Source organism: Streptomyces sp. NPDC006925 (genome assembly GCF_042869575.1).
Classification (GTDB): Bacteria; Actinomycetota; Actinomycetes; order Streptomycetales; family Streptomycetaceae; genus Streptomyces.
The window spans coordinates 459,678-482,045 of the sequence record NZ_JBIAGB010000002.1; the positions used below are offsets into that span (position 1 = coordinate 459,678).

Genomic DNA, 22,368 nt, shown 5'->3' on the forward strand with positions numbered 1-22,368 from the left:
CGCGAGGGTGTGAGGTAACCCACACGGCCTATTGTCGCCTCCTCCGTCCGGGTGTACACCGCAGTCGCGTGCGCGGGCGCCGTCGACTGCGCGCGCGGGTGTCACTCGTTGTCGGGACGCGCCTGGTCCCGTAGTTGACCGAGGGGACGAGTGGACTAAAGTGACGCGAAGTGGGAGGCGAACACTCTCCCCAAGGACCCCCGAATCCCCTCGCGTGCGCGGGCGCGCACGTGCGGCTCGGCCTCCTCCCGCTCCCGGCCTCCGGCGCCCGTTCGGCGCGGGCGGCCGCTCCCCTTCGAGCGGGCGGGGACCAAGGAGCATGTGCACGGTGCCCGCCAGATCTGAGAGGGCACAGTGACCACCAACGAGCGGCCCATCGGCGAACGCCACAATCCGGTGATGCTCCGGCGCACCCTGGACCTGCTCGCTCCCGCGCTGGCGGAGCCCGGTGCGACCGTCGTCGACTGCACCTTGGGCCTGGGCGGCCACAGCGAGGCGCTGCTGTCCACCTTCCCGGCGGCCCGCCTCATCGGCCTGGACCGGGACCCGGCCGCACTCGAACTCGCGGGCGAACGACTGGCCCCCTACGCCGACCGGGCCACTCTGGTGCACGCCGTCTACGACGAGCTGCCGCAGGTGCTCTCCCGGCTGGAGGTGCCGCGCGTCCAGGGGGTCCTGTTCGACCTGGGGGTCTCCTCGCTCCAGCTGGACGAGGCCGACCGGGGCTTCGCCTACGCCCAGGACGCGCCGCTGGACATGCGCATGGACCAGTCGAGCGGGCCCGGCGCGGCCGAGGTGCTCAACACCTACCCGCCGGGCGACCTGGTGCGCATCCTGCGCTCCTACGGCGAGGAGAAGCAGGCCCGCCGGATCGTCGAGGCTGTCGTGCGGGAGCGCGAGAAGGAGCCGTTCACCCGCAGCGGCCGACTGGTCGAGGTGATCCGGGAGGCGCTGCCGCAGGCCGTCAAGCGCACCGGTGGCAATCCGGCCAAGCGCACCTTCCAGGCGCTGCGCATCGAGGTCAACGGGGAGCTGACGGTGCTGGAGCGGGCCCTGCCCGCCGCGCTGGAGGCGCTCGCGGTCGGCGGCAGGATGGTCGTCCTCGCCTACCACTCGCTGGAGGACCGGCTGGCCAAACAGCTGTTCGCCACCGGCTCCCGCAACACGGCGCCGCCCGGGTTGCCCGTCGTGCCCGAGCAGTACCAGCCCCGGCTGCGGCTGCTGACCCGCGGCGCCGAGCTGCCCACCGACGAGGAGATCGCCGAGAACCGGCGGGCGGCGCCGGCGCGGCTGCGCGCCGCCCAGCGGATCAGGGAGGCGACATGACCGGCCGCCGCATCCGGGAGGGGACATGACAGCGCAGCAGCGCCTCGCGCGGCTGGCCCGGCTGGTCCCCGTCGGGGGCTCGCCGGCAGCCCGCGCCCCGTTCGTCCTGCTGATCGTCCTGCTGCTGGGCAGCGGCCTGCTGGCCCTGCTGCTGCTGAACGCCTCCCTGAACAAGGGCTCCTTCCAGCTCAGCAGACTGGAGAAGCAGACCGAGGAGCTGACCGACCAGCAGCAGGCCCTCCAGCAGGAGGTGGACGGCTACTCCGCGCCGGACCGGCTGGAGGAGCGGGCCCGGGAACAGGGCCTGGTCCCCGGCGACACCCCCGTTTTCCTGGACCCCGACGGCTCCGTGCGCGGCGATCCCCGCCCGGCACGCGGCGGGCAGGAGGACCCGTGAGCGAGCGTCCCCGCGAGTCGGGCCGCGGCGCCCGCCGGAGCCCCCGGCAGGCGTCCGGGCAGGACCGCAGCGGCGACCGGAACCGCACCGGCGACCGGAAGCGCACCGCGAAGCCGCGCCGGGTCCCCGGACCGGGCCGGCCCGCCCCGGCCGCGGCGTCCCGCGGCGCACGGCCCCCCGCGGCCCGCCCGGGCGGCGGCACACGCCCCCCGCGGGGCGGCGGCGCGGCCCGGCTGCGGCTGGTGAACCCGCGGCCTCGGCTGCGGCTGGTCGCCGTGGGGCTGACGCTGGTCATGCTGGTCTTCACGGTGCGGCTGCTGCAGGTCCAGGCCGTGGACGCGAACGCCTACGCGGACAAGGCCGCCGTCAACCGCTACATCACCGTCCCCCTCGCGGCCGAGCGGGGCACCATCAGCGCCCGGGACGGCTCCGCGCTGGCGAGCACCGTGGACGCCCACGACATCACCGCCGACCCGTATCTGTTCAGCCCGGAGCAGACGAAGATCGAGGACGCCCCCGAGCGGGCCGCCGAACTGCTGGCGCCGCTGCTCGACAGGAAGCCCGCCGAGCTGGCCGAGAAGCTCTCGCGGCAGGGCACCCGCTATGTGCTGCTCGCCCGGCAGCAGACCCCGCAGACCTGGCGCAAGATCAAGAAGCTCAAGGCCCGGCTCGCCGACGAGGCCGCGGCGGCGCCCGGGGGCGGGAAGCCCGACGTGCTGGCCGGGATCTACCAGGAGAAGCACGCCAAACGGGTCTACCCGAACAAGGAGCTGGCCGCCACCGTGCTCGGCTTCGTCAACTCCGCGGGCAAGGGCGGCGCCGGTCTGGAGGCGAAGCTGAACGGCACGCTGGCGGGGGAGGACGGCAAGGTCACCTACGCTCAGTCCGGCGGCCGCCAGGTCCCCACCGCGGGCGTCCGCGAGCAGGCGGCCGAGCCGGGCTCGGACGTGGAGCTCACCCTGGACCGCGACATCCAGTGGTCCGCGCAGCAGGCGATCTCCGACCAGGTGGCCGCGTCGCACGCGGACAGCGGTTACGTGGTCGTCCAGGACACCAGGACCGGCCAGTTGCTCGCCATGGCCAGCGCGCCGGGCTTCGACCCGAACGACATCCGCGGCGCGAAGGTCGACTCCTTCGGCAGTCCTGCGGTCCAGGACGCCTACGAGCCCGGTTCCACCAGCAAGGTGATGTCGATGGCCGCCGTCCTGGAGGAGGGCAAGGCCACTCCCCGGACGGCGGTCACGGTGCCCAACCGGCTCAAGCGCGCCGACCGCTCCTTCGCCGACGACATCGACCACCCCACCTGGCACCTGACCCTCAACGGCGTCCTGGCCAAATCCAGCAACATCGGCACCATCCTCGCCACCGAGCAGCTGGGCAGCACGCAGCAGCAGGCCGACAAGGTGCTGTACCGCTATCTGCGCAAGTTCGGCATCGGCCGGCCCACCGGGCTCGGCTTCCCCGGCGAGACCGACGGCCTGCTGGCCGAGCCCGGCAAGTGGAGCGCCTCCCAGCAGTACACGATCCCCTTCGGCCAGGGCCTGTCCCTGAACGCCGTGCAGGCCGCCTCCATCTACTCCACGATCGCCAACGGCGGGGAGCGGATCGCCCCCACGCTCGTCCGCGGCACCACCGGCCCGGACGGCCACTACCGGCCCGCCGACGCACCGGACAAGCGCCGGGTGGTCAGCGAGAAGACGGCCAAGACGCTCGCCCGGATGCTGGAATCCGTGGTCTCCGACATGGAGGGCACCGGAACCACCGCCAAGATCCCCGGCTACCGCGTCGCGGGGAAGACCGGTACGGCCAACCGGGTGGATCCCGAGACCGGCCGCTACCACGGCTACACCTCCTCCTTCGCCGGATTCGCGCCCGCCGACAAGCCCCGGATCACCGTCTACTGCGCCGTCCAGAACCCCAAGAAGGGCAGCTACTTCGGCAGCGACGTGTGCGGACCCGTCTACAAGAAGGTCATGAAGTTCTCCCTCAAGACCCTGCAGATCCCCCCGACCGGGGCCAAGCCCGCGAAGCTGCCTGTGCTCGCGGGCAAGAGCCGGGACGACTGAGTCATGCGCGACGTGAGAACGATCACTGAGAGCGAGTGCAACCCCCGGGGGTCGGCACCGCCGCGCCCCTCGCTTCGCGGCGCGGGCTCCCCGCCCGGTACGCTCACCGCCGTGCCACAAGCTGATCAGACCTCCCCCGAGTCCTTCCCCGGGCCGCCCCGCCCCGCACGGGTCGTACCCGTTCCGCTCGCGGAGCTGGCCCGGCTGCTGGACGCCGACGCGTCCGCGACCGGTTCCGGCGCTGCGCCGCAAGGGGGCGAAGCGGCGGACCCCGGCGTGTCCGTCACCGGCATCACCCACGACTCGCGCGCCGTGCGCCCCGGCGACATCTACGCCGCGCTGCCCGGCGCCCGGCTGCACGGCGCCGACTTCGTCGAGCAGGCCCAGAGCCTGGGCGCCGCCGCGGTGCTGACCGATCCCGGGGGTACGGCGCGGGGCGAGGCCACCGGGCTGCCGGTGCTGACGGTGCCCGACCCGCGCGGCCGGATGGGGGAGCTGGCCGCCACCATCTACGGCACTCCCGGCGACGATCTGCTCCAGATCGGCATCACCGGCACCTCCGGCAAGACGACGACCGCCTACCTGGTGGACGGCGGGCTGCGCAAGGCCGCCGAGAAGGGCGAGCCGCGCGCCGCGGGCGCCGCGGACGGCGGCGGGCTGACCGGACTGATCGGCACGGTCGAGTCGCGGATCGGCGACGAGCGGATCAAGTCGGAGCGCACCACGCCCGAAGCCACCGACCTGCAGGCGCTGTTCGGAGTGATGCGCGAGCGCGGGGTCGGCTCGGTGACGATGGAGGTCTCCAGCCACGCGCTGGTCCTCGGCCGGGTCGACGGCTGTGTCTTCGACGTCGCGGTATTCAACAACCTCAGCCCCGAACACCTCGACTTCCACCCGGACATGGAGGACTACTTCCAGGCCAAGCGGCAGCTCTTCACCCCGGAGCGCTCGCGGGCGGCGGTGGTCAACTTCGACGACGAGTACGGCTTCCGGCTGCTGACCGAACTGCGCGGCGAGGGCTTCCCCGTCACCACCTTCTCCGCCGAGGGCCACCCGGACGCGGACTGGCGGGCCCGGGACGTGGAGGTCGGCCCGCTCGGCTCGACGTTCACCGCGGTGGGACCCGACGGACGGGAAGTGCTGGCCGCCGCGCCGCTCGCGGGGCCCTTCAACGTGGCCAACGCGCTGGCCGCGCTCACCGCGCTGGTCGTCGCCGGGATCGACCCGAGCACGGCCGCCGAGGGCATCGGCACCGTCCCGGGTGTCCCCGGCCGGCTGCAGCGGGTGGACGCCGGACAGGACTACCTGGCCATCGTCGACTACGCACACAAGCCGGACGCCGTGGAGTCGGTGCTCTACGCCGTCCGCAAGGTCACCGAGGGCGCCGTGCACGCCGTCCTGGGCTGCGGCGGCGACCGCGATCCGCACAAGCGGCCGGGCATGGGCGCGGCGCTCGCCCGGCTGTCCGACACGGCGGTGCTCACCTCCGACAACCCCCGCTCGGAGGATCCGCTCGCGATCCTGGCCACCATGCTCCGCGGCGCCTCCGAGGTGCCGGCCTACGAGCGCGGCACCGTGCTCCTGGAGGAGGACCGCGCCGCCGCGATCCGGGCCGCCGTCGGCCGCGCCGGTCCGGGTGACACCGTCCTCGTCCTGGGCAAGGGCCACGAGCAGGGTCAGGACATCGCCGGAGTGGTGCGCCCCTTCGACGACGTCCAGGTGCTGCACGACGCCATCCGCGCCCGGGCGGCCGAGCAGGCCGCGGCCGCCCCGGCGGCACCGCCGTCCCCGTCCCCTGTGTCCGCCTCCGACCCCTTGTCTTCTTCGTCCCCTTCCGTCGAGCACCACCGGACAGACAACCAGAAGCGATGATCCCCCTCTCCCTCGCAGAGATCGCCGCCCTCACCGGCGGACGGCAGCACGACATAACGGACCCGGACGCGCGGATCACCGGGCCGGTGGTGATCGACTCCCGGGAAGCGGGCCCCGGCACGCTCTTCGCGGCGTTCGCCGGTGAGCGGGCCGACGGTCACGACTTCGCCGTCGGCGCCGTGGCCTCCGGTGCCGTCGCCGTGCTCGCCACCCGCCCGGTCGGTGTCCCGGCCGTCGTCGTCGACGACGTCACCCGCGCCCTGGGCGCGCTGGCCCGGCATGCCGTGCGCACGCTCGGCACCCAGGTCGTCGCGCTGACCGGGTCCAGCGGCAAGACCAGCACCAAGGACCTGATCGCCCAGTTGCTGGGGCGGCTCGGGCCCACGGTGTGGCCGGAAGGCTCGCAGAACAACGAGATCGGTCTGCCGCTGACGGCCCTGCGCGCCGACGAGACCACCCGGCACCTGGTGCTGGAGATGGGCGCCCGCGGCATCGGCCACATCCGCTACCTCACCGAGTTGACGCCGCCGCGGATCGGGGTGGTGCTCAACGTCGGCACGGCCCACATCGGCGAGTTCGGCGGGCGGGAGCAGATCGCCCAGGCCAAGGGCGAACTGGTGGAGAACCTGCCCGCGGCCGAGGAGGGGGGAGTGGCGGTGCTCAACGCCGACGATCCCTTCGTCCGCGCCATGGCCGCACGGACGAGCGCCCGGGTCCTGCTCTTCGGCGAGGCTCCGGAAGCGGACGTTCGGGCTGAAAACGTGCGGTTGTCGGAACGCGGCACACCAGCTTTCACCCTTCACACACCTACCGGGTGCGGCGATGTGACCATGCGCCTGTACGGTGAGCACCACGTGTCGAACGCGCTCGCCGCGGCGGCCGTCGCCCACCAACTGGGCATGCCCGCTGGGGACATCGCCGATGCGCTCTCCTCCGCGGACACGCTCTCCCGTTGGCGGATGGAGGTCACCGAGCGCGCCGACGGTGTCACGGTCGTCAACGACGCCTACAACGCCAATCCCGACTCCATGAGGGCAGCGCTCCGCGCGCTCTCCGCCATGGGGGAGGCGGCGAAGGCCCGGGGGGGCCGGACCTGGGCGGTGCTGGGCGAGATGGCCGAGCTCGGCGACGACGCGCTCGCCGAGCACGACGCGATCGGACGGCTCGCCGTCCGGCTCAACGTCAGCAAACTCGTGGCAGTCGGAGGCCGGGAGGCCGCCTGGCTCGACATGGGTGCCAAGAACGAGGGTTCGTGGGGTGAGGAGTCGGTGCATGTGTCCGGCACTGAGGCGGCCGTCGGCCTGCTGCGCGGGGAACTGCGCGCGGGAGATGTCGTACTGGTGAAGGCCTCCCGGTCGGTGGGGCTGGAGAAGGTGGCCGCGGCTCTCCTCGCGGACGGGTCCAGGGAGGGTGAGGGCGCCGCCCGATGACGATGAAGCAGATCCTCTTCTCCGGGGTCATCGGCCTCTTCCTGTCCCTGATCGGGACCCCGCTGCTGATCAAGCTGCTCGCCAGACGGGGCTACGGCCAGTTCATCCGCGACGACGGCCCGCGCAACCACCACAGCAAGCGCGGCACCCCCACGATGGGCGGTATCGCCTTCATCCTGGCGACGGTGCTCGCCTACGTGCTGACCAAGCTCATCACGGGGGAGCAGCCCAGCTTCTCCGGTGTGCTGGTGCTCTTCCTGTTCGCGGGGATGGGCCTGGTCGGCTTCCTCGACGACTACATCAAGATCGTCAAGCAGCGGAGCCTCGGGCTGCGCGCGAAGGCGAAGATGGCCGGCCAGCTCATCGTCGGCATCGCCTTCGCCCTCCTCGCACTCAGTTTCGAGGACGCCCGGCAGCTCACCCCGGCCTCCACCAAGCTCTCCTTCACCCAGGACTTCGGCTGGGCACTGCCACCGGTGCTGTTCGTGGTCTGGGCCCTGTTCATGATCCTGGCCATGTCCAACGGCGTGAACCTCACCGACGGCCTCGACGGCCTGGCGACCGGCGCCTCGGTGATGGTCTTCGGCGCCTACGTGTTCATCTGCGTCTGGGAGTACCAGGAGTCCTGCGCGCACATCGCCACGGCCGGGCCCGGCTGCTACGAGGTACGCGATCCACTCGACCTGGCCGTGGTCGCGGCCGCGCTGATGGGCGCCTGCTTCGGCTTCCTGTGGTGGAACACCTCCCCGGCGAAGATCTTCATGGGCGACACCGGCTCGCTGGCCCTGGGCGGCGCGCTGGCCGGGCTCGCGATCTGCTCGCGCACCGAGCTGCTGCTGGCGATCCTCGGCGGCCTGTTCGTGCTGATCACCATGTCCGTGGTGATCCAGGTCGGATCCTTCCGGCTCACCGGGAAGCGGGTCTTCAAGATGGCCCCGCTCCAGCACCACTTCGAACTCAAGGGGTGGTCCGAGGTCCTTGTGGTGGTGCGGTTCTGGATCATCCAGGGCATGTGCGCCATCGTCGGTGTCGGCATCTTCTACGCGGGCTGGGCGGCGAGCAAGTGAGCGAGGACCGGACGAACCTGGCGGAGCTGGGCGCCGAGCTGTCCGGCAAGCACGTCACCGTCGCCGGGCTGGGCGTCAGCGGCATGCCCGCGGCCAAGGTGCTGCACCGGCTCGGGGCCCGGGTCACCGCCGTCAACGGCGGCGACGGCGAGGGTCCGCGCCGGCAGGCCGCCGAACTGGAGGCGCTCGGGATCACCGTGCGGCTCGGCGACGACCGCACCCTCCCCGAGGGCACCGAGCTGGTCGTGACCACGCCCGGCTTCAAGCCCACCAGCCCGCTCTTCGCGGCGGCGGCCGAGGCCGGGGTAGCGGTGTGGGGCGACGTGGAGCTGGCCTGGCGGCTGCGCGGCCCCGGCAGCCCGCCGTGGCTCGCGGTCACCGGCACCAACGGCAAGACGACCACGGTCCGGATGCTGGCCTGCATCCTGCGTGCGGCCGGGCTGCGCACGGCCGCGGTCGGCAACATCGGCGTCTCGCTCATCGACGTCGTCCTGGGGCAGGAGCCCTACGGCGACCTGGACGTGCTCGCAGTCGAGCTGTCCAGCTACCAGCTCCACTGGGCGCCCAGCCTGCGCGCGCACTCCGCCGCCGTCCTCAACCTCGCCCCCGACCACCTCGACTGGCACGGCTCCATGGAGGCGTACGCCGCCGCCAAGGGCCGCATCTACGAGGGCAACCAGGTCGCCTGCGTCTACAACGCCGACGAGCCCGCCGGCCCGGACGCCGCGGCGCCCCGCACCGAGGACCTGGTGCGGGCCGCCGACGTGGTCGAGGGTGCGCGCGCCATCGGCTTCACCCTCGGCACCCCGGCGCCCTCCCAACTCGGCGTCGTCGAGGGTGTCCTGGTGGACCGCGCCTTCGTCGCCGACCGCCGGGAGCAGGCGCAGGAACTGGCCGAGTTCGACGACCTGAGCCCGGCGCCGGACGCCACCCCCGCGGTCCCCCCGGCACCGCACAACGTCGCCAACGCGCTCGCCGCCGCGGCGCTGGCCCGCGCCTTCGGCGTACCGGCGGCCGCGGTACGGGACGGACTGCGCGCCTTCACCCCGGACGCGCACCGCATCACCCGGGTCGCCGAGGTGGAGGGTGTCGCCTACGTCGACGACTCCAAGGCCACCAACACGCACGCCGCGGCGGCGTCCCTGGCCGCCTACCCCTCGGTGGTGTGGATCGCGGGCGGACTGGCCAAGGGGGCGACGTTCGGCGAACTGGTCGCCGGGGCCGCACCGCGGCTGCGCGGCGTGGTGCTGCTGGGCGCCGACCGGGAGCTGATCCGCGAAGCGCTGCTGCGACACGCGCCCGATGTGCCCGTGGCCGACGTCGCCCGCACCGACACTGGGGCGATGGCGGAGGCCGTCCGCCGGGCGGCGTCCCTGGCGCGACCCGGCGATACCGTACTCCTGGCACCCGCGTGCGCCTCGATGGACATGTTCGTCAACTACAACGCACGCGGCGACGCGTTCGCCGATGCGGTCGGAGCCCTCGCCGCCGCGGGCCCGAGCGAGCAGTAGTGACCCCGCTCCCCGCCGACCGAGGACGGGGGTGAGACGGAGGGGATACGGATGACGGCGCGATCGGCGAAACCGCCCACACCCCGGCGTGCGCGCAGTCAGCCCGCGCCCGTGCGCCCGCCGCGGCACCCGCGCGTACCGCAGGGCACCTCGGCGCCGCAGCGTGCCTTCGCGCGGGCCAAGCGCGCCTGGGACCGTCCGCTGACCGCCTACTATCTGATTCTCGGCGGCAGTCTGCTCATCATCGTCCTGGGCCTGGTGATGGTCTTCTCCGCCTCGCAGATCCAGGCCCTCCAGTCCGGACTGCCCTCCACCTACTACTTCCGCAAGCAGATGGTGGCCGCCGCGATCGGCGCGGTGCTGCTGCTGGCCGCCTGCCGGATGCCGGTGCGCGTGCACCGGGCGCTGGCCTATCCGCTGCTCGTCGCCTCCGTCTTCCTGATGTGCCTGGTGCAGGTCCCCGGTATAGGGCAGGAGGTGAACGGGAATCAGAACTGGATCCACCTGGGCGGCCCGTTCCAGCTCCAGCCCAGCGAGTTCGCGAAACTGGCCCTGGTCCTGTGGGGCGCCGACCTGCTCGCGCGCAAGGGCGAGAAGAGGATGCTCACCCAGTGGAAGCATCTGCTGGTGCCGCTGGTCCCGGTCGCCTTCCTGCTGCTCGCGCTCATCATGCTCGGCGGCGACATGGGTACCGCCATCATCCTCGCCGCGGTGCTGTTCGGGCTGCTGTGGCTGGCGGGCGCACCCACCCGGCTGTTCACGGGGGTGCTCGCGGTGGCGCTCACCGCCGCCGTGCTGCTGGTCACCTCCAGCACGAACCGGATGTCCCGGCTGGCCTGCATCGGAGCCACCGATCCCGGCCCCGACGACCGGTGCTGGCAGGCCGTGCACGGCATCTACGCGCTGGCCTCCGGCGGCTGGTTCGGTTCCGGACTCGGCGCGAGTGTGGAAAAATGGGGTCAACTGCCCGAACCCCATACCGACTTCATCTTCGCCGTGACCGGGGAGGAACTCGGACTGGCGGGGACGCTGTCGGTGCTCGCCCTCTTCGCGGCTCTAGGCTATGCGGGTATCCGCGTGGCCGGACGCACGGAGGAACCCTTCGTCAGGTATGCCGCGGGAGGCGTGACGACGTGGATCATCGCTCAGGCGGTGATCAACGTGGGCGCGGTGCTCGGTCTGCTGCCGATCGCCGGTGTCCCCCTCCCGCTGTTCTCCTACGGTGGGTCCGCTCTGCTGCCGGCGATGTTCGCGGTCGGACTGCTGATCGCCTTCGCGCGCAGCGATCCGGCGGCGCGCGCTGCCCTGGCCGTGCGGCAGCCCCTCCTGTGGCAGCGCACGTCCCGGGGAGGGCTGGCAGGGGCGCTGCGAACGGGGAGCGCCCCCGGCCGGAAGAGAGAGAAGACGATGAGACGGCGCGCCGGAAGGCCGCCGTCCGGAGAGCGGTGAAACAGCGTGCACGTCGTACTCGCCGGTGGGGGGACCGCCGGCCATATCGAGCCCGCGCTCGCCCTCGCGGACGCCCTGCGCAGGCAGGACCCGACCGTGGGGATCACGGCGCTCGGTACCGAGCGCGGCCTGGAGACGCGGCTGGTGCCGGAGCGCGGCTACCAGCTCGAACTGATCCCGGCCGTCCCGCTGCCGCGCAAACCCACGCCCGAGCTGATCACGGTTCCCGGTCGGCTGCGCGGCACCATCAAGGCAACCGAGCAGATCCTGGAGCGCACGAAGGCCGACTGCGTCGTCGGCTTCGGCGGCTATGTGGCGCTGCCCGGCTACCTGGCCGCCAAGCGCGCCAGGGTGCCCATCGTGGTGCACGAGGCCAACGCCCGGCCGGGGCTCGCCAACAAGATCGGCTCGCGCTACGCGCACGGGGTCGCGGTCTCCACGCCGGACAGCAAACTGCGGGACGCCCGCTACGTCGGGATCCCGCTGCGCCGCTCCGTCGCGACCCTCAACCGCTCCGCTGTGCGGCCCGAGGCCCGTGCCGCCTTCGGGCTGGCCCCCAACCTGCCGACGCTGCTGGTCTCCGGCGGCTCGCAGGGCGCGCGCCGGCTCAACGAGGTCGTCCAGCAGGTCGTTCCGCATCTGCAGCGCGCGGGTATCCAGATCCTGCACGCGGTCGGGCCCAAGAACGAGATCCCCCACGTGGACCACATGCCCGGAATGCCGCCCTATGTGCCGGTACCGTATGTGGACCGGATGGACCTCGCGTACGCCGCGGCCGACATGATGCTCTGCCGCGCGGGCGCGATGACCGTCGCGGAGCTGTCGGCTGTCGGGCTGCCCGCCGCCTACGTTCCGCTGCCGATCGGCAACGGCGAACAGCGGCTCAACGCGCAGCCGGTCGTCAAGGCGGGCGGCGGACTCCTGGTCGACGACGCGGAACTGACGCCGGAGTGGATCCAGGGCAATGTGCTCCCGGTCCTCGCCGATCCGCAGCAGCTCACCGCGATGTCCCGGGCGGCAGCCGAGTTCGGCCGTCCGGACGCCGATGAACTGCTTGTCGGCATGGTGTACGAGGCGATCGCCGCCAACCGCCGGGACTGACCCGGCGCGGCGCGGGCCGGCGCCTCGCCGAGCACGCAGAGAGCAGGGTGGTGGTCCTCGTGGTGAAAGCAGCCCGAGCTGCCGGAGCCGGCAAGGCAACCGGAGCGGCCGGAAGGCCGGGCGGCGGCCGGACGTCCGGCGGTGCCGGCGAAGCGCCGCCGCGCGGCCGGGCCGCCTACCGGAGCCGCACCGTCGACGCCGCGGCCGGCGCCGATCCGGACTCCGGTTCCGGGGGCGGAGATGAGGAACGGGCGCGCCCCGGCCGGTTCGGGCCGCGCCTGCGCCGTCGGCGCGCCCTCGCCCTGCTGCTGCTCCTCGCCGTCCCGCTGAGCGGCTTCGGCACCTGGGTGTTCTACGGCTCGCCGTGGCTGCGGCTGCGGAACGTCTCGGTGACCGGCACCCGGGTGCTGAGCGAGGCCGACGTCAGCCGCGCCGCCGCGGCTCCCGAGGGCGCACCGCTCATCACCGTCGACAAGGCGGCGCTCCAGGACCGGGTGCGCCGGGCGCTCCCGAGAGTCCGCGAGGTGGCGGCCGAGCGCTCCTGGCCGCACGGTCTGACGCTCACCGTCACCGAACGGCGCCCGGCGCTGGTGATGGAGAAAGCGGGCGACTATGTGGAAGTCGACTCCGAAGGCGTGCGATTCGCCACAGTCGGCAAGCCGCCGAAAGGCGTTCCGGTTCTGGTGCTCGCGCCGCGGCGGGCGGCGGACGAGCGGTACTTCTCGTCAGGGCGGCTGCGCCGGGCAGCTGCCCGGGCCGCCGCCGCACTTCCGGAATCCGTCCACCACGCCACCCGGACCGTCCGGGTCCGCTCCTTCGACGACATCACCCTGGAACTGACGGGGGACCGCACCGTCCGGTGGGGAAGTGCCGAACGCGGCCGGGCGAAAGCCGCGGCGCTGACGGCGCTGATGAAAGCCGCCGAGGACGCCACCCACTTCGATGTCACGGCCCCCAGTGCCCCGGCCGCGTCGGACAGTTAGCCGGACTCCGCGCTAACCGCCGTACCCCCAGCCGGGTTCGGCGAACGGCTGGAGTCCGCCGTTCCGTGGCCGCGTCAGTTGACCCGGACTGCCCCGCATGATCAGGCTGATGTTCTCGCCGGGAGCGGTCCGTCCCCATGGGCGGTCCCCGCTGCCGGCGGGCACCTCGGACGGCCGCTGCCCGGCCTGCCCGCACAGGTACCTCGTTCCGCCGGGGGCAAACCCCCGGTCCCCGGCCGCGATCGGCAACGGGAGCGGAGTATCCCGGGCCCCGGACGGGTTGCGGCCGCGGATCGGTGCGGGCGCCGGGGCCACCGTCGGTCGGGAGCGTGTCAGTTGACGCGCATCGCCGCTGGTGAGCACCCTGGATGGCTACTGCTCGGTCTGATCACATAGGGTGAAAAGAAAAACGGGAGGTTCGGCGTGTTCGTTGAACACCCAGCACTTGTCGACTTAGTGTCCGTTGCGAAGAGTCCGAGTAAGACAGGCACTGGTAACCCTAAACTTCACACTTAGGGTTCGGGTCGGCGTTCGAACCGCCCCACAGGGATACGTAACTCGAGGCGAGAGGCCTTCGACGTGGCAGCACCGCAGAACTACCTCGCAGTCATCAAGGTCGTCGGTATCGGCGGCGGTGGCGTGAACGCCATCAACCGGATGATCGAGGTCGGTCTCAAGGGCGTCGAGTTCATCGCGATCAACACTGACGCGCAAGCCCTGTTGATGAGCGACGCCGATGTCAAGCTCGATGTGGGCCGCGAGCTGACTCGCGGCCTCGGCGCCGGCGCCAACCCGGACGTCGGCCGCAAGGCGGCTGAGGACCACCGCGAGGAGATCGAAGAGGTCCTCAAGGGGGCCGACATGGTCTTCGTGACGGCCGGCGAGGGCGGCGGCACCGGCACCGGCGGCGCGCCCGTCGTGGCGAACATCGCCCGCTCGCTCGGTGCCCTCACCATCGGTGTCGTCACCCGTCCCTTCACCTTCGAGGGCCGCCGCCGGGCCAACCAGGCCGAGGACGGCATCGCGGGACTGCGCGACGAGGTCGACACGCTGATCGTCATTCCCAACGACCGGCTGCTGTCCATCTCGGACCGCCAGGTCAGCGTGCTGGACGCCTTCAAGTCCGCCGACCAGGTCCTGCTCTCGGGTGTGCAGGGCATCACCGACCTCATCACCACCCCCGGTCTGATCAACCTCGACTTCGCGGACGTCAAGTCCGTGATGTCCGAGGCGGGATCGGCCCTGATGGGGATCGGCTCGGCCCGTGGCGACGACCGCGCGGTCGCCGCCGCCGAGATGGCCATCTCCTCGCCGCTCCTGGAGGCGTCCATCGACGGGGCGCGCGGTGTCCTGCTCTCCATCTCCGGTGGGTCGGACCTCGGTCTGTTCGAGATCAACGAGGCCGCCCAACTGGTCAGCGAGGCCGCCCACCCCGAGGCGAACATCATCTTCGGTGCCGTCATCGACGACGCGCTCGGCGACGAGGTGCGGGTCACCGTCATCGCGGCCGGGTTCGACGGCGGCCAGCCGCCCGCCAAGAAGGGGGAGAAGGCGCTCGGCCAGTCGTCCGCGGCGGCTTCCTCGGCCCCCGCCTACCAGGACGAGCCGGCGCCCGCCGCCGACCCGGAGCCCGAGCGCCCCTCGTTCGGCGGCCTGGGCGCCGTCGCCCCGCCGCGCGAGGAGGAGGCCCCGCCGCGCCCGGAGCCCGCTCCGGTGAGCGAGGTCCCGCCGCCGTCCGCCACCCCGCAGGTGCCGCCGGCCCGCCCGTACCACGACAGTCAGGCGGAAGAGCTGGATGTGCCGGACTTCCTGAAGTGATAGCGGAACAAGAGACGGTCAGCGGCGCGCATTTCGCCTTCACCGACAGGTGGGGCGGGGTGAGCGCCGCTCCGTATGAGGAGCTCAATCTCGGCGGCGCGGTCGGCGACGACCCCGAGGCGGTGCGTGCCAACCGGGAGCGGGTCGCGCAGGCGCTCGGGCTGTCGCCCGAGGCGGTGGTCTGGATGCACCAGGTGCACGGACGCGACGTCGCTGTCGTCGATCGCCCCTTCGGAGCCGAGGCGCCGCCCGTCGACGGCGTGGTGACGGCGCGTCGGGGGCTCGCACTCGCCGTGCTCACCGCCGACTGCACTCCGGTGCTGCTCGCCGACCCCGTCGCCGGGGTCGCCGGCGCCGCGCACGCCGGGCGGCCGGGCGTGCAGGCCGGAGTGGTCGGCGCGACGGTCGAGGCGATGACCGGGCTCGGCGCCGTCCCGGAGCGCATCGTCGCGCGTACCGGACCCGCGGTCTGCGGCGGCTGCTACGAAGTTCCGGAGCGGATGCGCGCCGACGTGGCGGCTGCCGTCCCCGAGGCGTACGCGACGACCCGGGCGGGAACCCCCGCCGTCGACATGGCCGCCGGGGTGCGGGCCCAGCTCACCCGTGCGGGGGTCGTCGACCGCGGTCACTCCTCCGTGTGCACCTTGGAGTCCGCTGATCATTTCTCCTACCGCCGGGACCGGACCACGGGAAGGCTTGCGGGGTATGTCTGGATCGAGGCGGACTGAGAGATGACGGACGATATGCCCTATGAGCGCGCCGAGTCGGACATGCCTGCAGAATCCGCGGACGGGCGGACTGCGGCCTTCGCGGGCTCCGCGGAGCCCGCGTCCGCCGAGGCGGCGCGCAAGGCGGAGCTGGCCGCCGGTCTCGCCCGGGTGGAGGAGCGCATCGAGGGCGCCTGCCGCATGGCGGGGCGCCGGCGCGACGAGGTCACGCTCATCGTCGTGACCAAGACCCACCCCGCCTCCGATGTCCGGCTGCTGGCCGAGCTGGGCGTGCGGAATGTGGCGGAGAACCGCGACCAGGAGGCGGCGCAGAAGGCGGCCGCCTGTGCGGGCGCGGGGCTCGACTGGCACTTCGTCGGGCAGTTGCAGACCAACAAGGCGCGGTCGGTTGCCGGTTATGCGCAGCATGTCCACTCCGTGGACCGGACGCGACTGGTGACCGCCCTCTCGGCCGCCGCCGTCCGCGCGGAGCGGGAGATCGGATGTCTGGTCCAGGTCGCCCTCGACGCCCCGTCCGGTTCGGTGGGGGAGCGGGGCGGTGTCGCGCCCGACGGTGTGGCGGATCTCGCGGAGGCGGTGGCGGCCGCCCAAGGGCTGCGGCTCGACGGAGTGATGACCGTCGCGCCGCTGGCAGGGCCGCTGGCGGGGCGGCCCCGGGCGGCTTTCGACCGGCTGTGGGAAGTCTCAACCGCCCTGCGGGTGGCGCATCCTGCTGCGACGATGGTGTCGGCGGGAATGAGTTCGGATCTCGAAGAGGCGGTGCTCGCGGGTGCGACACATGTGCGCGTCGGCAGTGCGGTACTCGGAGACCGACCTCGGCTCCGGTAACGTCGCGAAGCGAGTGGGACCACAGCAGAATATATGGTCATTTCCGCCGGAAAAGGCCGGTCGGAGAGGCTGCGTGGATCATCCCAGGGCCACCGGTGACGGGGGCTGCGTCGATGGAGTCGATCCACCACAGAGCGGAGGACGCAGAGAATGGCCGGCGCGATGCGCAAGATGGCGGTCTACCTCGGCCTCGTGGAGGACGATGGGTACGACGGCCGGGGATTCGACCCTGATGACGAGTTCGAGCCCGAGCCCGAGCCCGAACGGGATCATCGGCGGTACGAGTCGGAACAATCACACCATTCGCTCCAAAAGACCGATTCCGAGGAGCCGGTGAGGGTTGCTCACCCTCCGGCACAGCGGGAGCGGGAGCCGGAGACCCCTCCGGCGGTTGCCGCCGAAAGCGGACGAGCCGGGAGAATTGCTCCCGTGTCATCCATCACACCTGAACGCCAGAATGTCGAGAAGAGCGCCCCGGTGATCATGCCCAAGGTCGTGTCCGAACGTGAGCCGTACCGGATCACCACGTTGCACCCCCGGACCTACAACGAAGCCCGTACCATCGGGGAACACTTCCGTGAGGGCACTCCGGTGATCATGAATCTGACGGAGATGGACGACACCGATGCGAAGCGACTTGTCGACTTTGCGGCTGGTCTGGTCTTCGGTCTGCACGGCAGTATCGAGCGAGTGACGCAGAAGGTGTTCCTGCTGTCTCCTGCTAACGTCGATGTCACGGCGGAGGACAAGGCCCGCATCGCAGAGGGCGGGTTCTTCAACCAGAGCTGAGACGCAGGGTCCAGGAACAGGCCGCCAAGGCGGCACGAGAGCCCCAGGGGAGAGGGACGCGCAGATGAGAACCGCACTGGACGTGGTCCAAATCGCGCTGTACTGCTTCCTGCTCGTGCTGATCTTCCGGCTGGTGATGGACTATGTCTTCCAGTTCGCCCGCTCATGGCAACCCGGCAAGGCGATGGTGGTCGTTCTCGAGGCGACCTACACTGTCACCGATCCGCCACTCAAGCTTCTGCGGCGGTTCATCCCACCGCTGCGCTTCGGGGGCGTGGCGCTTGACCTGTCCTTCTTCGTACTCATGATCATCGTCTACATCCTGATCAACGTCGTGGCCAGGCTGTGAACGATCGGAATGGTCTTGCCGATATGCCGACGACTTACGTTGAGGTGAAGAGATGCCCCTGTCCCCCGAGGACGTGCGGAACAAGCAGTTCACGACCGTCCGTCTGCGCGAAGGCTATGACGAGGACGAGGTCGATGCCTTCCTCGACGAGGTCGAAGCCGAGCTGACCCGGCTGCTGCGCGAGAACGAGGACCTGCGCGCCAAGCTGGCTGCGGCCACGCGCGCGGCGGCCCAGAACCAGCAACAGCAACAGGGCGGCATGCGCAAGCCTCCTGAACCCCAGGACAGGCAGCAGCAGCAAGGCGGGGCCCCTGTGCCCGCCGCCATATCCGGACCGCAGCCCGTCCCGCCCCAGCAGCAGCAGGGTATGGGCGGCCCGCCGCAGCTTCCCGGCGGTCAGGCGCAGCTTCCCGCGGGCCCCGGTGGTCCGGGTGGTCCCGGCGGCCCCGGTCCGCAGCAGGGCGGTCCGATGGGTCCCGGCGGCCCCGGCCCGCAGCAGGGCGGTCCGATGGGCCCCGGCGGTCCGCAGGGCGGCCCGCAGGGTGGTCCGCAGATGCCCGGCGGCGGCCAGAACAACGACAGCGCGGCCCGCGTGCTGTCGCTGGCGCAGCAGACGGCCGACCACGCGATCGCGGAGGCCCGTTCCGAGGCCAACAAGATCGTCGGTGAGGCCCGCAGCCGCGCCGAGGGTCTGGAGCGGGACGCCCGCGCCAAGGCCGACGCGCTGGAGCGGGACGCGCAGGAGAAGCACCGGGTCGCGATGGGCTCTCTGGAGTCCGCCCGCGCCACCCTGGAGCGCAAGGTCGAGGACCTGCGCGGCTTCGAACGCGAGTACCGCACGCGGCTGAAGTCGTACCTGGAGAGCCAGCTGCGGCAGTTGGAGAACCAGGCCGACGACTCGCTCGCGCCGCCGCGGACGCCCGCGACCGCGTCGCTGCCCGCACCCTCGCCGTCGATGGCCCCGGCCGGGGCCGGTGCTCCCGCCGGTGCACCCAACAACGGCGGCGGCACCATGGGTGGACACCAGTCCATGGGCAGCAACGGCCACTCCATGGGCGGCCCCGGCGGCGGTCCGCACACCCAGGGCGGTGCCGGCCAGTCCTACGGCGGCCAGCAGCAGATGTCGCCGGCCATGACCCAGCCGATGGCACCGGTCCGGCCGCAGGGCGGACCGCAGGGCCAGCAGGCGCCGTCCCCGATGCGGGGCTTCCTCATCGACGAGGACGAGAGCTGACCCGGGCGCGCTGAGCGCCCACCGTCGACGGGCCGGGCCCGGGAGCACCTTCCGCTCCCGGGCCCGGCCCGTTCGTGCTGCCGGCCCTCGGACCGCTCCGCCGTTCCCCCAGGGCTCGGCCCGCAGCACCGCGGAGCGATCGCAGCCGCGCGGAGCCACCGCGGCTCCGCGCGGCACCGCCCCCGGCCGCGGTCGGCGGACGGGGGCGGTGCGGTACTGCGGTACTGCGTGCGGCTCAGCCCTTGCGGAGCCGGAACGCCAGGGACAGCGCCTCGTCCTCGAAGGTGGGGCCCTCGATTTCCTCCGGGTCGCCCTGGGCGAACTCCTCGGCCAGGACCTCTTCCGCGATGAGGAAGGTGTGCTCGGCCAGCGCGCGGGCCACCTCGTCGTCGTCGGACTGCCAACGCAGCTCGATCCGGTCGGCGACGTCCAGGCCGGAGTTCTTCCGGGCCTCCTGGATGAGCCGGATGGCGTCCCGGGCCAGTCCGGTGCGCCGCAGCTCGGGGGAGATCTCCAGGTCGAGCGCGACGGTGGCGCCGGGGTCGGAGGCCACCGACCAGCCCTCGCGGGGCGTCTCGGTGATGATGACCTCCTCGGGGCTCAGCGCCACGGTCTCGCCGTCCACCTCCACGGTGCCGGTGCCCTCGCGCAGGGCCACCGACAGTGCCGCGGCATCGGCCCCGGCGATGGCCTTGGCGACCGCCTGCGTGTCCTTGCCGAAGCGGCGGCCCAGCGCCCGGAAGTTGGCCTTGGCCGTGGTGTCGACGAGCGAGCCGCCGACATCCGCGAGGGAGGCGAGCTGCTCGACGTTCAGCTCCTCGGTGATCTGGTTGCGCATCTCGGGGGAGAGGGTCTCGAAGCCCTGTGCGGCGATGAGCGCGCGGGACAGCGGCTGGCGGGTCTTGACGCCGGACTCGGCGCGCGAGGCACGGCCCAGCTCCACCAGACGCCGCACCAGCAGCATGTCCTGGGACAGCTCGGGGTCGATGCGGCTGAGGTCGGCCTGCGGCCAGGTGGACAGGTGCACCGAGTCGGGTGCGTCGGGGGTGACCGGGACGACCAGGTCCTGCCAGACCCGTTCGGCCAGGAACGGGGTGATCGGCGCCATCAGCTTGGTGACGGTCTCGATCACGTCGTGCAGGGTGCGCAGCGCGGCGGCGTCGCCCTGCCAGAAGCGGCGCCGGGAGCGGCGGACGTACCAGTTGGACAGGTCGTCGACGAAAGTGGACAGCAGCTTGCCCGCGCGCTGGGTGTCGTAGCCGTCCATGGCGATGGTGACCTGGTCGACCAGCGCGTGCAGCTCGCTCAGCAGCCAGCGGTCCAGCAGCGGGCGCAGGTGCGGCTCCGGGTCGGCCCCGGAGGGCGCCCAGCCGCTCGTCCGCGCGTACAGGGCCTGGAAGGCGACGGTGTTCCAGTAGGTCAGCAGCGTCTTGCGGACGACTTCCTGGATGGTGCCGTGGCCGACCCGACGGGCCGCCCAGGGCGAGCCTCCCGCGGCCATGAACCAGCGCACCGCGTCGGCGCCGTGCTGCTCCATGAGGGGGATCGGCTCCAGGGTGTTGCCCAGGTGCTTGGACATCTTGCGGCCGTCCTCGGCCAGGATGTGGCCCAGGCAGACCACGTTCTCGTAGGAGGACTTGTCGAATACCAGGGTGCCGACCGCCATCAGGGTGTAGAACCAGCCGCGGGTCTGGTCGATGGCCTCCGAGATGAACTGGGCCGGGTAGCGCTTCTCGAACAGCTCCTTGTTCTTGTACGGGTAGCCCCACTGCGCGAAGGGCATGGAGCCGGAGTCGTACCAGGCGTCGATGACCTCCGGGACGCGTTCCGCCTCCAGCGCGCAGCCCTCGGCCGGGCAGCCGAAGGTGACGGCGTCGATGTAGGGGCGGTGCGGGTCGAGCCCCGACTGATCGGTGCCGGACAGTTCGCTCAGCTCGGCCAGCGAGCCGACACAGGTGAGGTGCCCCTCCTCGCACCGCCAGACGGGCAGCGGGGTGCCCCAGTAGCGGTTGCGCGACAGCGCCCAGTCCACGTTGTTGTCCAGCCAGTCGCCGAAGCGGCCGTGCTTGACGGAGTCCGGGAACCAGTTGGTGGCCTCGTTCTCCCGGAGCAGGGCCTCCTTGACCCGGGTCGTGCGGATGTACCAGGACGGCTGTGGGTAGTAGATGAGGGCCGTGTGGCAGCGCCAGCAATGGGGGTAGCTGTGCTCGTAGGCCACGTGCCGGAAGAGGAGACCGCGGGCGTCCAGGTCGGCGACCAGGGCCTCGTCGGCCTTCTTGAAGAACTGGCCGCCGATCAGGTCCAAGCCGGGCTCGAACGTGCCGTCGGAGCGGACGGGCACGACCGGACTGATGCCGTTGGCGCGGGCGACCCGGAAGTCGTCCTCGCCGAAGGGGGCCAGGTGCACCATGCCGGTGCCGTCCTCGGTGGTGACGTAGGTGTCGTTGACGACGAAGTGCGCCCCGGGGATGTCCACCAGCTCGAACGGGCGCCGGTAGCTCCAGCCGTTCATCTCCCGGCCCGTGTAGCGCTCGCCGGTGATGTGCCAGTCCTCGCCGAGGGCGCTGTCCAGCAGCGGTTCGGCCACGATGATCTTGTCGGTGCCGTCGGAGGCGACGACGTAGGTGACATCGGGGTGGGTGGCCACGGCCAGGTTGGCGACCAGCGTCCATGGCGTGGTCGTCCAGACCATGAGCGACGCCTCGCCGGCCAGCGGGCCGGAGGTGAGCGGCATCCGGACGTAGACGGAGGGGTCCACCACCGTCTCGTAGCCCTGCGCCAGCTCGTGGTCGGACAGCCCGGTGCCGCAGCGGGGGCACCAGGGGGCGACCCGGTGGTCCTGGGCCAGCAGGCCCTTCTCGAAGATCTGCTTGAGCGACCACCACACCGACTCGATGTACTCGGGGTTCATCGTCCGGTAGGCGTCGTCCAGGTCGACCCAGTAGCCCATCCGGGTGGTCAGCTCGGCGAACGCGTCGGTGTGCCGGGTCACCGACTCCCGGCACCGGGCGTTGAACTCGGCGATGCCGTAGTCCTCGATGTCCTGCTTGCCGTTGAAGCCCAGCTCCTTCTCCACGGCGAGCTCGACCGGCAGGCCGTGGCAGTCCCAGCCGGCCTTGCGTGCCACGTGGTAGCCGCGCATGGTGCGGAAGCGGGGGAAGACGTCCTTGAAGACGCGGGCCTCGATGTGGTGCGCTCCGGGCATGCCGTTCGCGGTGGGCGGGCCCTCGTAGAAGACCCACTCCGGGCGGCCCTCGGACTGTTCGAGGGTGCGGGCGAACACCTTGTTCTCGTGCCAGAAATCGAGCACTGCGCGCTCCAGCGCGGGCAGGTCGACCTGCGCGGGCACCTGGTTGTATTGCATCGGCGGGTCTTCTTCCTCCGGCGGACATCGGGAAGATGCTGTGCTTCTTCACTTCC

General features: G+C 71.9%; 17 protein-coding genes. 16 read left to right on the forward strand and 1 reads right to left on the reverse strand.

The window, feature by feature from the left end:
- Positions 1-399: 399 nt before the first annotated feature.
- The 16 genes from rsmH (at position 400) to ACFYNS_RS04775 (ending at position 18,948) form a co-directional block, all read left to right on the forward strand.
- The gene (gene rsmH, locus ACFYNS_RS04700; RefSeq protein WP_388600885.1) at positions 400-1,326 is read left to right on the forward strand and encodes a 16S rRNA (cytosine(1402)-N(4))-methyltransferase RsmH; all 927 of its coding nucleotides are present in this window, start codon (positions 400-402) and stop codon (positions 1,324-1,326) included.
- 25 nt (positions 1,327-1,351) lie between these two features.
- A complete protein-coding gene (locus tag ACFYNS_RS04705) occupies positions 1,352-1,723 on the forward strand; it encodes a septum formation initiator family protein (protein ID WP_366772329.1) in 372 nt (123 codons plus the stop codon).
- Positions 1,720-3,789: a peptidoglycan D,D-transpeptidase FtsI family protein gene (locus ACFYNS_RS04710; protein ID WP_388600765.1), complete on the forward strand. Its 2,070-nt coding sequence runs from the start codon at positions 1,720-1,722 to the stop codon at positions 3,787-3,789. Before ACFYNS_RS04705 ends, ACFYNS_RS04710 begins: the two co-directional genes overlap by 4 nt.
- 12 nt (positions 3,790-3,801) lie before the next feature.
- On the forward strand, positions 3,802-5,661 hold the full coding sequence (locus ACFYNS_RS04715; RefSeq protein ID WP_388600767.1) for a UDP-N-acetylmuramoyl-L-alanyl-D-glutamate--2,6-diaminopimelate ligase: 1,860 nt from the start codon (positions 3,802-3,804) through the stop codon (positions 5,659-5,661).
- Entirely contained in the window at positions 5,658-7,091 is a 1,434-nt protein-coding gene (gene murF / locus ACFYNS_RS04720; RefSeq protein ID WP_360300356.1) for a UDP-N-acetylmuramoyl-tripeptide--D-alanyl-D-alanine ligase, read from the forward strand. The genes ACFYNS_RS04715 and murF overlap by 4 nt, the downstream gene beginning before the upstream one ends.
- Before the next feature lie 2 nt (positions 7,092-7,093).
- Positions 7,094-8,158, forward strand: a complete 1,065-nt coding sequence (mraY, locus tag ACFYNS_RS04725; RefSeq protein ID WP_026004439.1) for a phospho-N-acetylmuramoyl-pentapeptide-transferase — start codon at positions 7,094-7,096, stop codon at positions 8,156-8,158.
- Between the two features lie 83 nt (positions 8,159-8,241).
- Complete coding sequence (murD, locus tag ACFYNS_RS04730) at positions 8,242-9,669, forward strand: UDP-N-acetylmuramoyl-L-alanine--D-glutamate ligase (protein WP_388600887.1); 1,428 nt, start codon at positions 8,242-8,244, stop codon at positions 9,667-9,669.
- A 51-nt stretch (positions 9,670-9,720) separates the two neighbouring features.
- Positions 9,721-11,118 (forward strand): putative lipid II flippase FtsW, encoded by a 1,398-nt coding sequence (gene ftsW, locus ACFYNS_RS04735; protein ID WP_360300350.1) that lies wholly within the window; start codon positions 9,721-9,723, stop codon positions 11,116-11,118.
- Positions 11,119-11,124: 6 nt separating this feature from the next.
- Complete coding sequence (gene murG, locus ACFYNS_RS04740) at positions 11,125-12,219, forward strand: undecaprenyldiphospho-muramoylpentapeptide beta-N-acetylglucosaminyltransferase (RefSeq protein WP_360300347.1); 1,095 nt, start codon at positions 11,125-11,127, stop codon at positions 12,217-12,219.
- Between the two features lie 50 nt (positions 12,220-12,269).
- Positions 12,270-13,202: a cell division protein FtsQ/DivIB gene (locus ACFYNS_RS04745; protein ID WP_388600771.1), complete on the forward strand. Its 933-nt coding sequence runs from the start codon at positions 12,270-12,272 to the stop codon at positions 13,200-13,202.
- Between the two features lie 579 nt (positions 13,203-13,781).
- Positions 13,782-15,020: a cell division protein FtsZ gene (ftsZ, locus tag ACFYNS_RS04750; RefSeq protein WP_360300342.1), complete on the forward strand. Its 1,239-nt coding sequence runs from the start codon at positions 13,782-13,784 to the stop codon at positions 15,018-15,020.
- Entirely contained in the window at positions 15,017-15,748 is a 732-nt protein-coding gene (gene pgeF / locus ACFYNS_RS04755; protein WP_388600773.1) for a peptidoglycan editing factor PgeF, read from the forward strand. Before ftsZ ends, pgeF begins: the two co-directional genes overlap by 4 nt.
- 3 nt (positions 15,749-15,751) lie before the next feature.
- Positions 15,752-16,576: a YggS family pyridoxal phosphate-dependent enzyme gene (locus ACFYNS_RS04760; RefSeq protein ID WP_388600775.1), complete on the forward strand. Its 825-nt coding sequence runs from the start codon at positions 15,752-15,754 to the stop codon at positions 16,574-16,576.
- Positions 16,577-16,726: 150 nt separating this feature from the next.
- Positions 16,727-17,365: a cell division protein SepF gene (locus tag ACFYNS_RS04765; RefSeq protein WP_360303593.1), complete on the forward strand. Its 639-nt coding sequence runs from the start codon at positions 16,727-16,729 to the stop codon at positions 17,363-17,365.
- Positions 17,366-17,429: 64 nt separating this feature from the next.
- On the forward strand, positions 17,430-17,714 hold the full coding sequence (locus ACFYNS_RS04770) for a YggT family protein (RefSeq protein WP_019355489.1): 285 nt from the start codon (positions 17,430-17,432) through the stop codon (positions 17,712-17,714).
- A 52-nt stretch (positions 17,715-17,766) separates the two neighbouring features.
- Positions 17,767-18,948 carry a DivIVA domain-containing protein gene (locus tag ACFYNS_RS04775; RefSeq protein WP_388600778.1) on the forward strand — a complete coding sequence of 394 codons (1,182 nt, stop codon included), beginning with the start codon at positions 17,767-17,769 and terminating at the stop codon, positions 18,946-18,948.
- 235 nt (positions 18,949-19,183) lie between these two features.
- Here the strand turns inward: ACFYNS_RS04775 and ileS are convergent, their stop codons facing one another.
- Positions 19,184-22,312: an isoleucine--tRNA ligase gene (gene ileS / locus ACFYNS_RS04780; protein WP_360297126.1), complete on the reverse strand. Its 3,129-nt coding sequence runs from the start codon at positions 22,310-22,312 to the stop codon at positions 19,184-19,186.
- Positions 22,313-22,368: the final 56 nt, after the last annotated feature.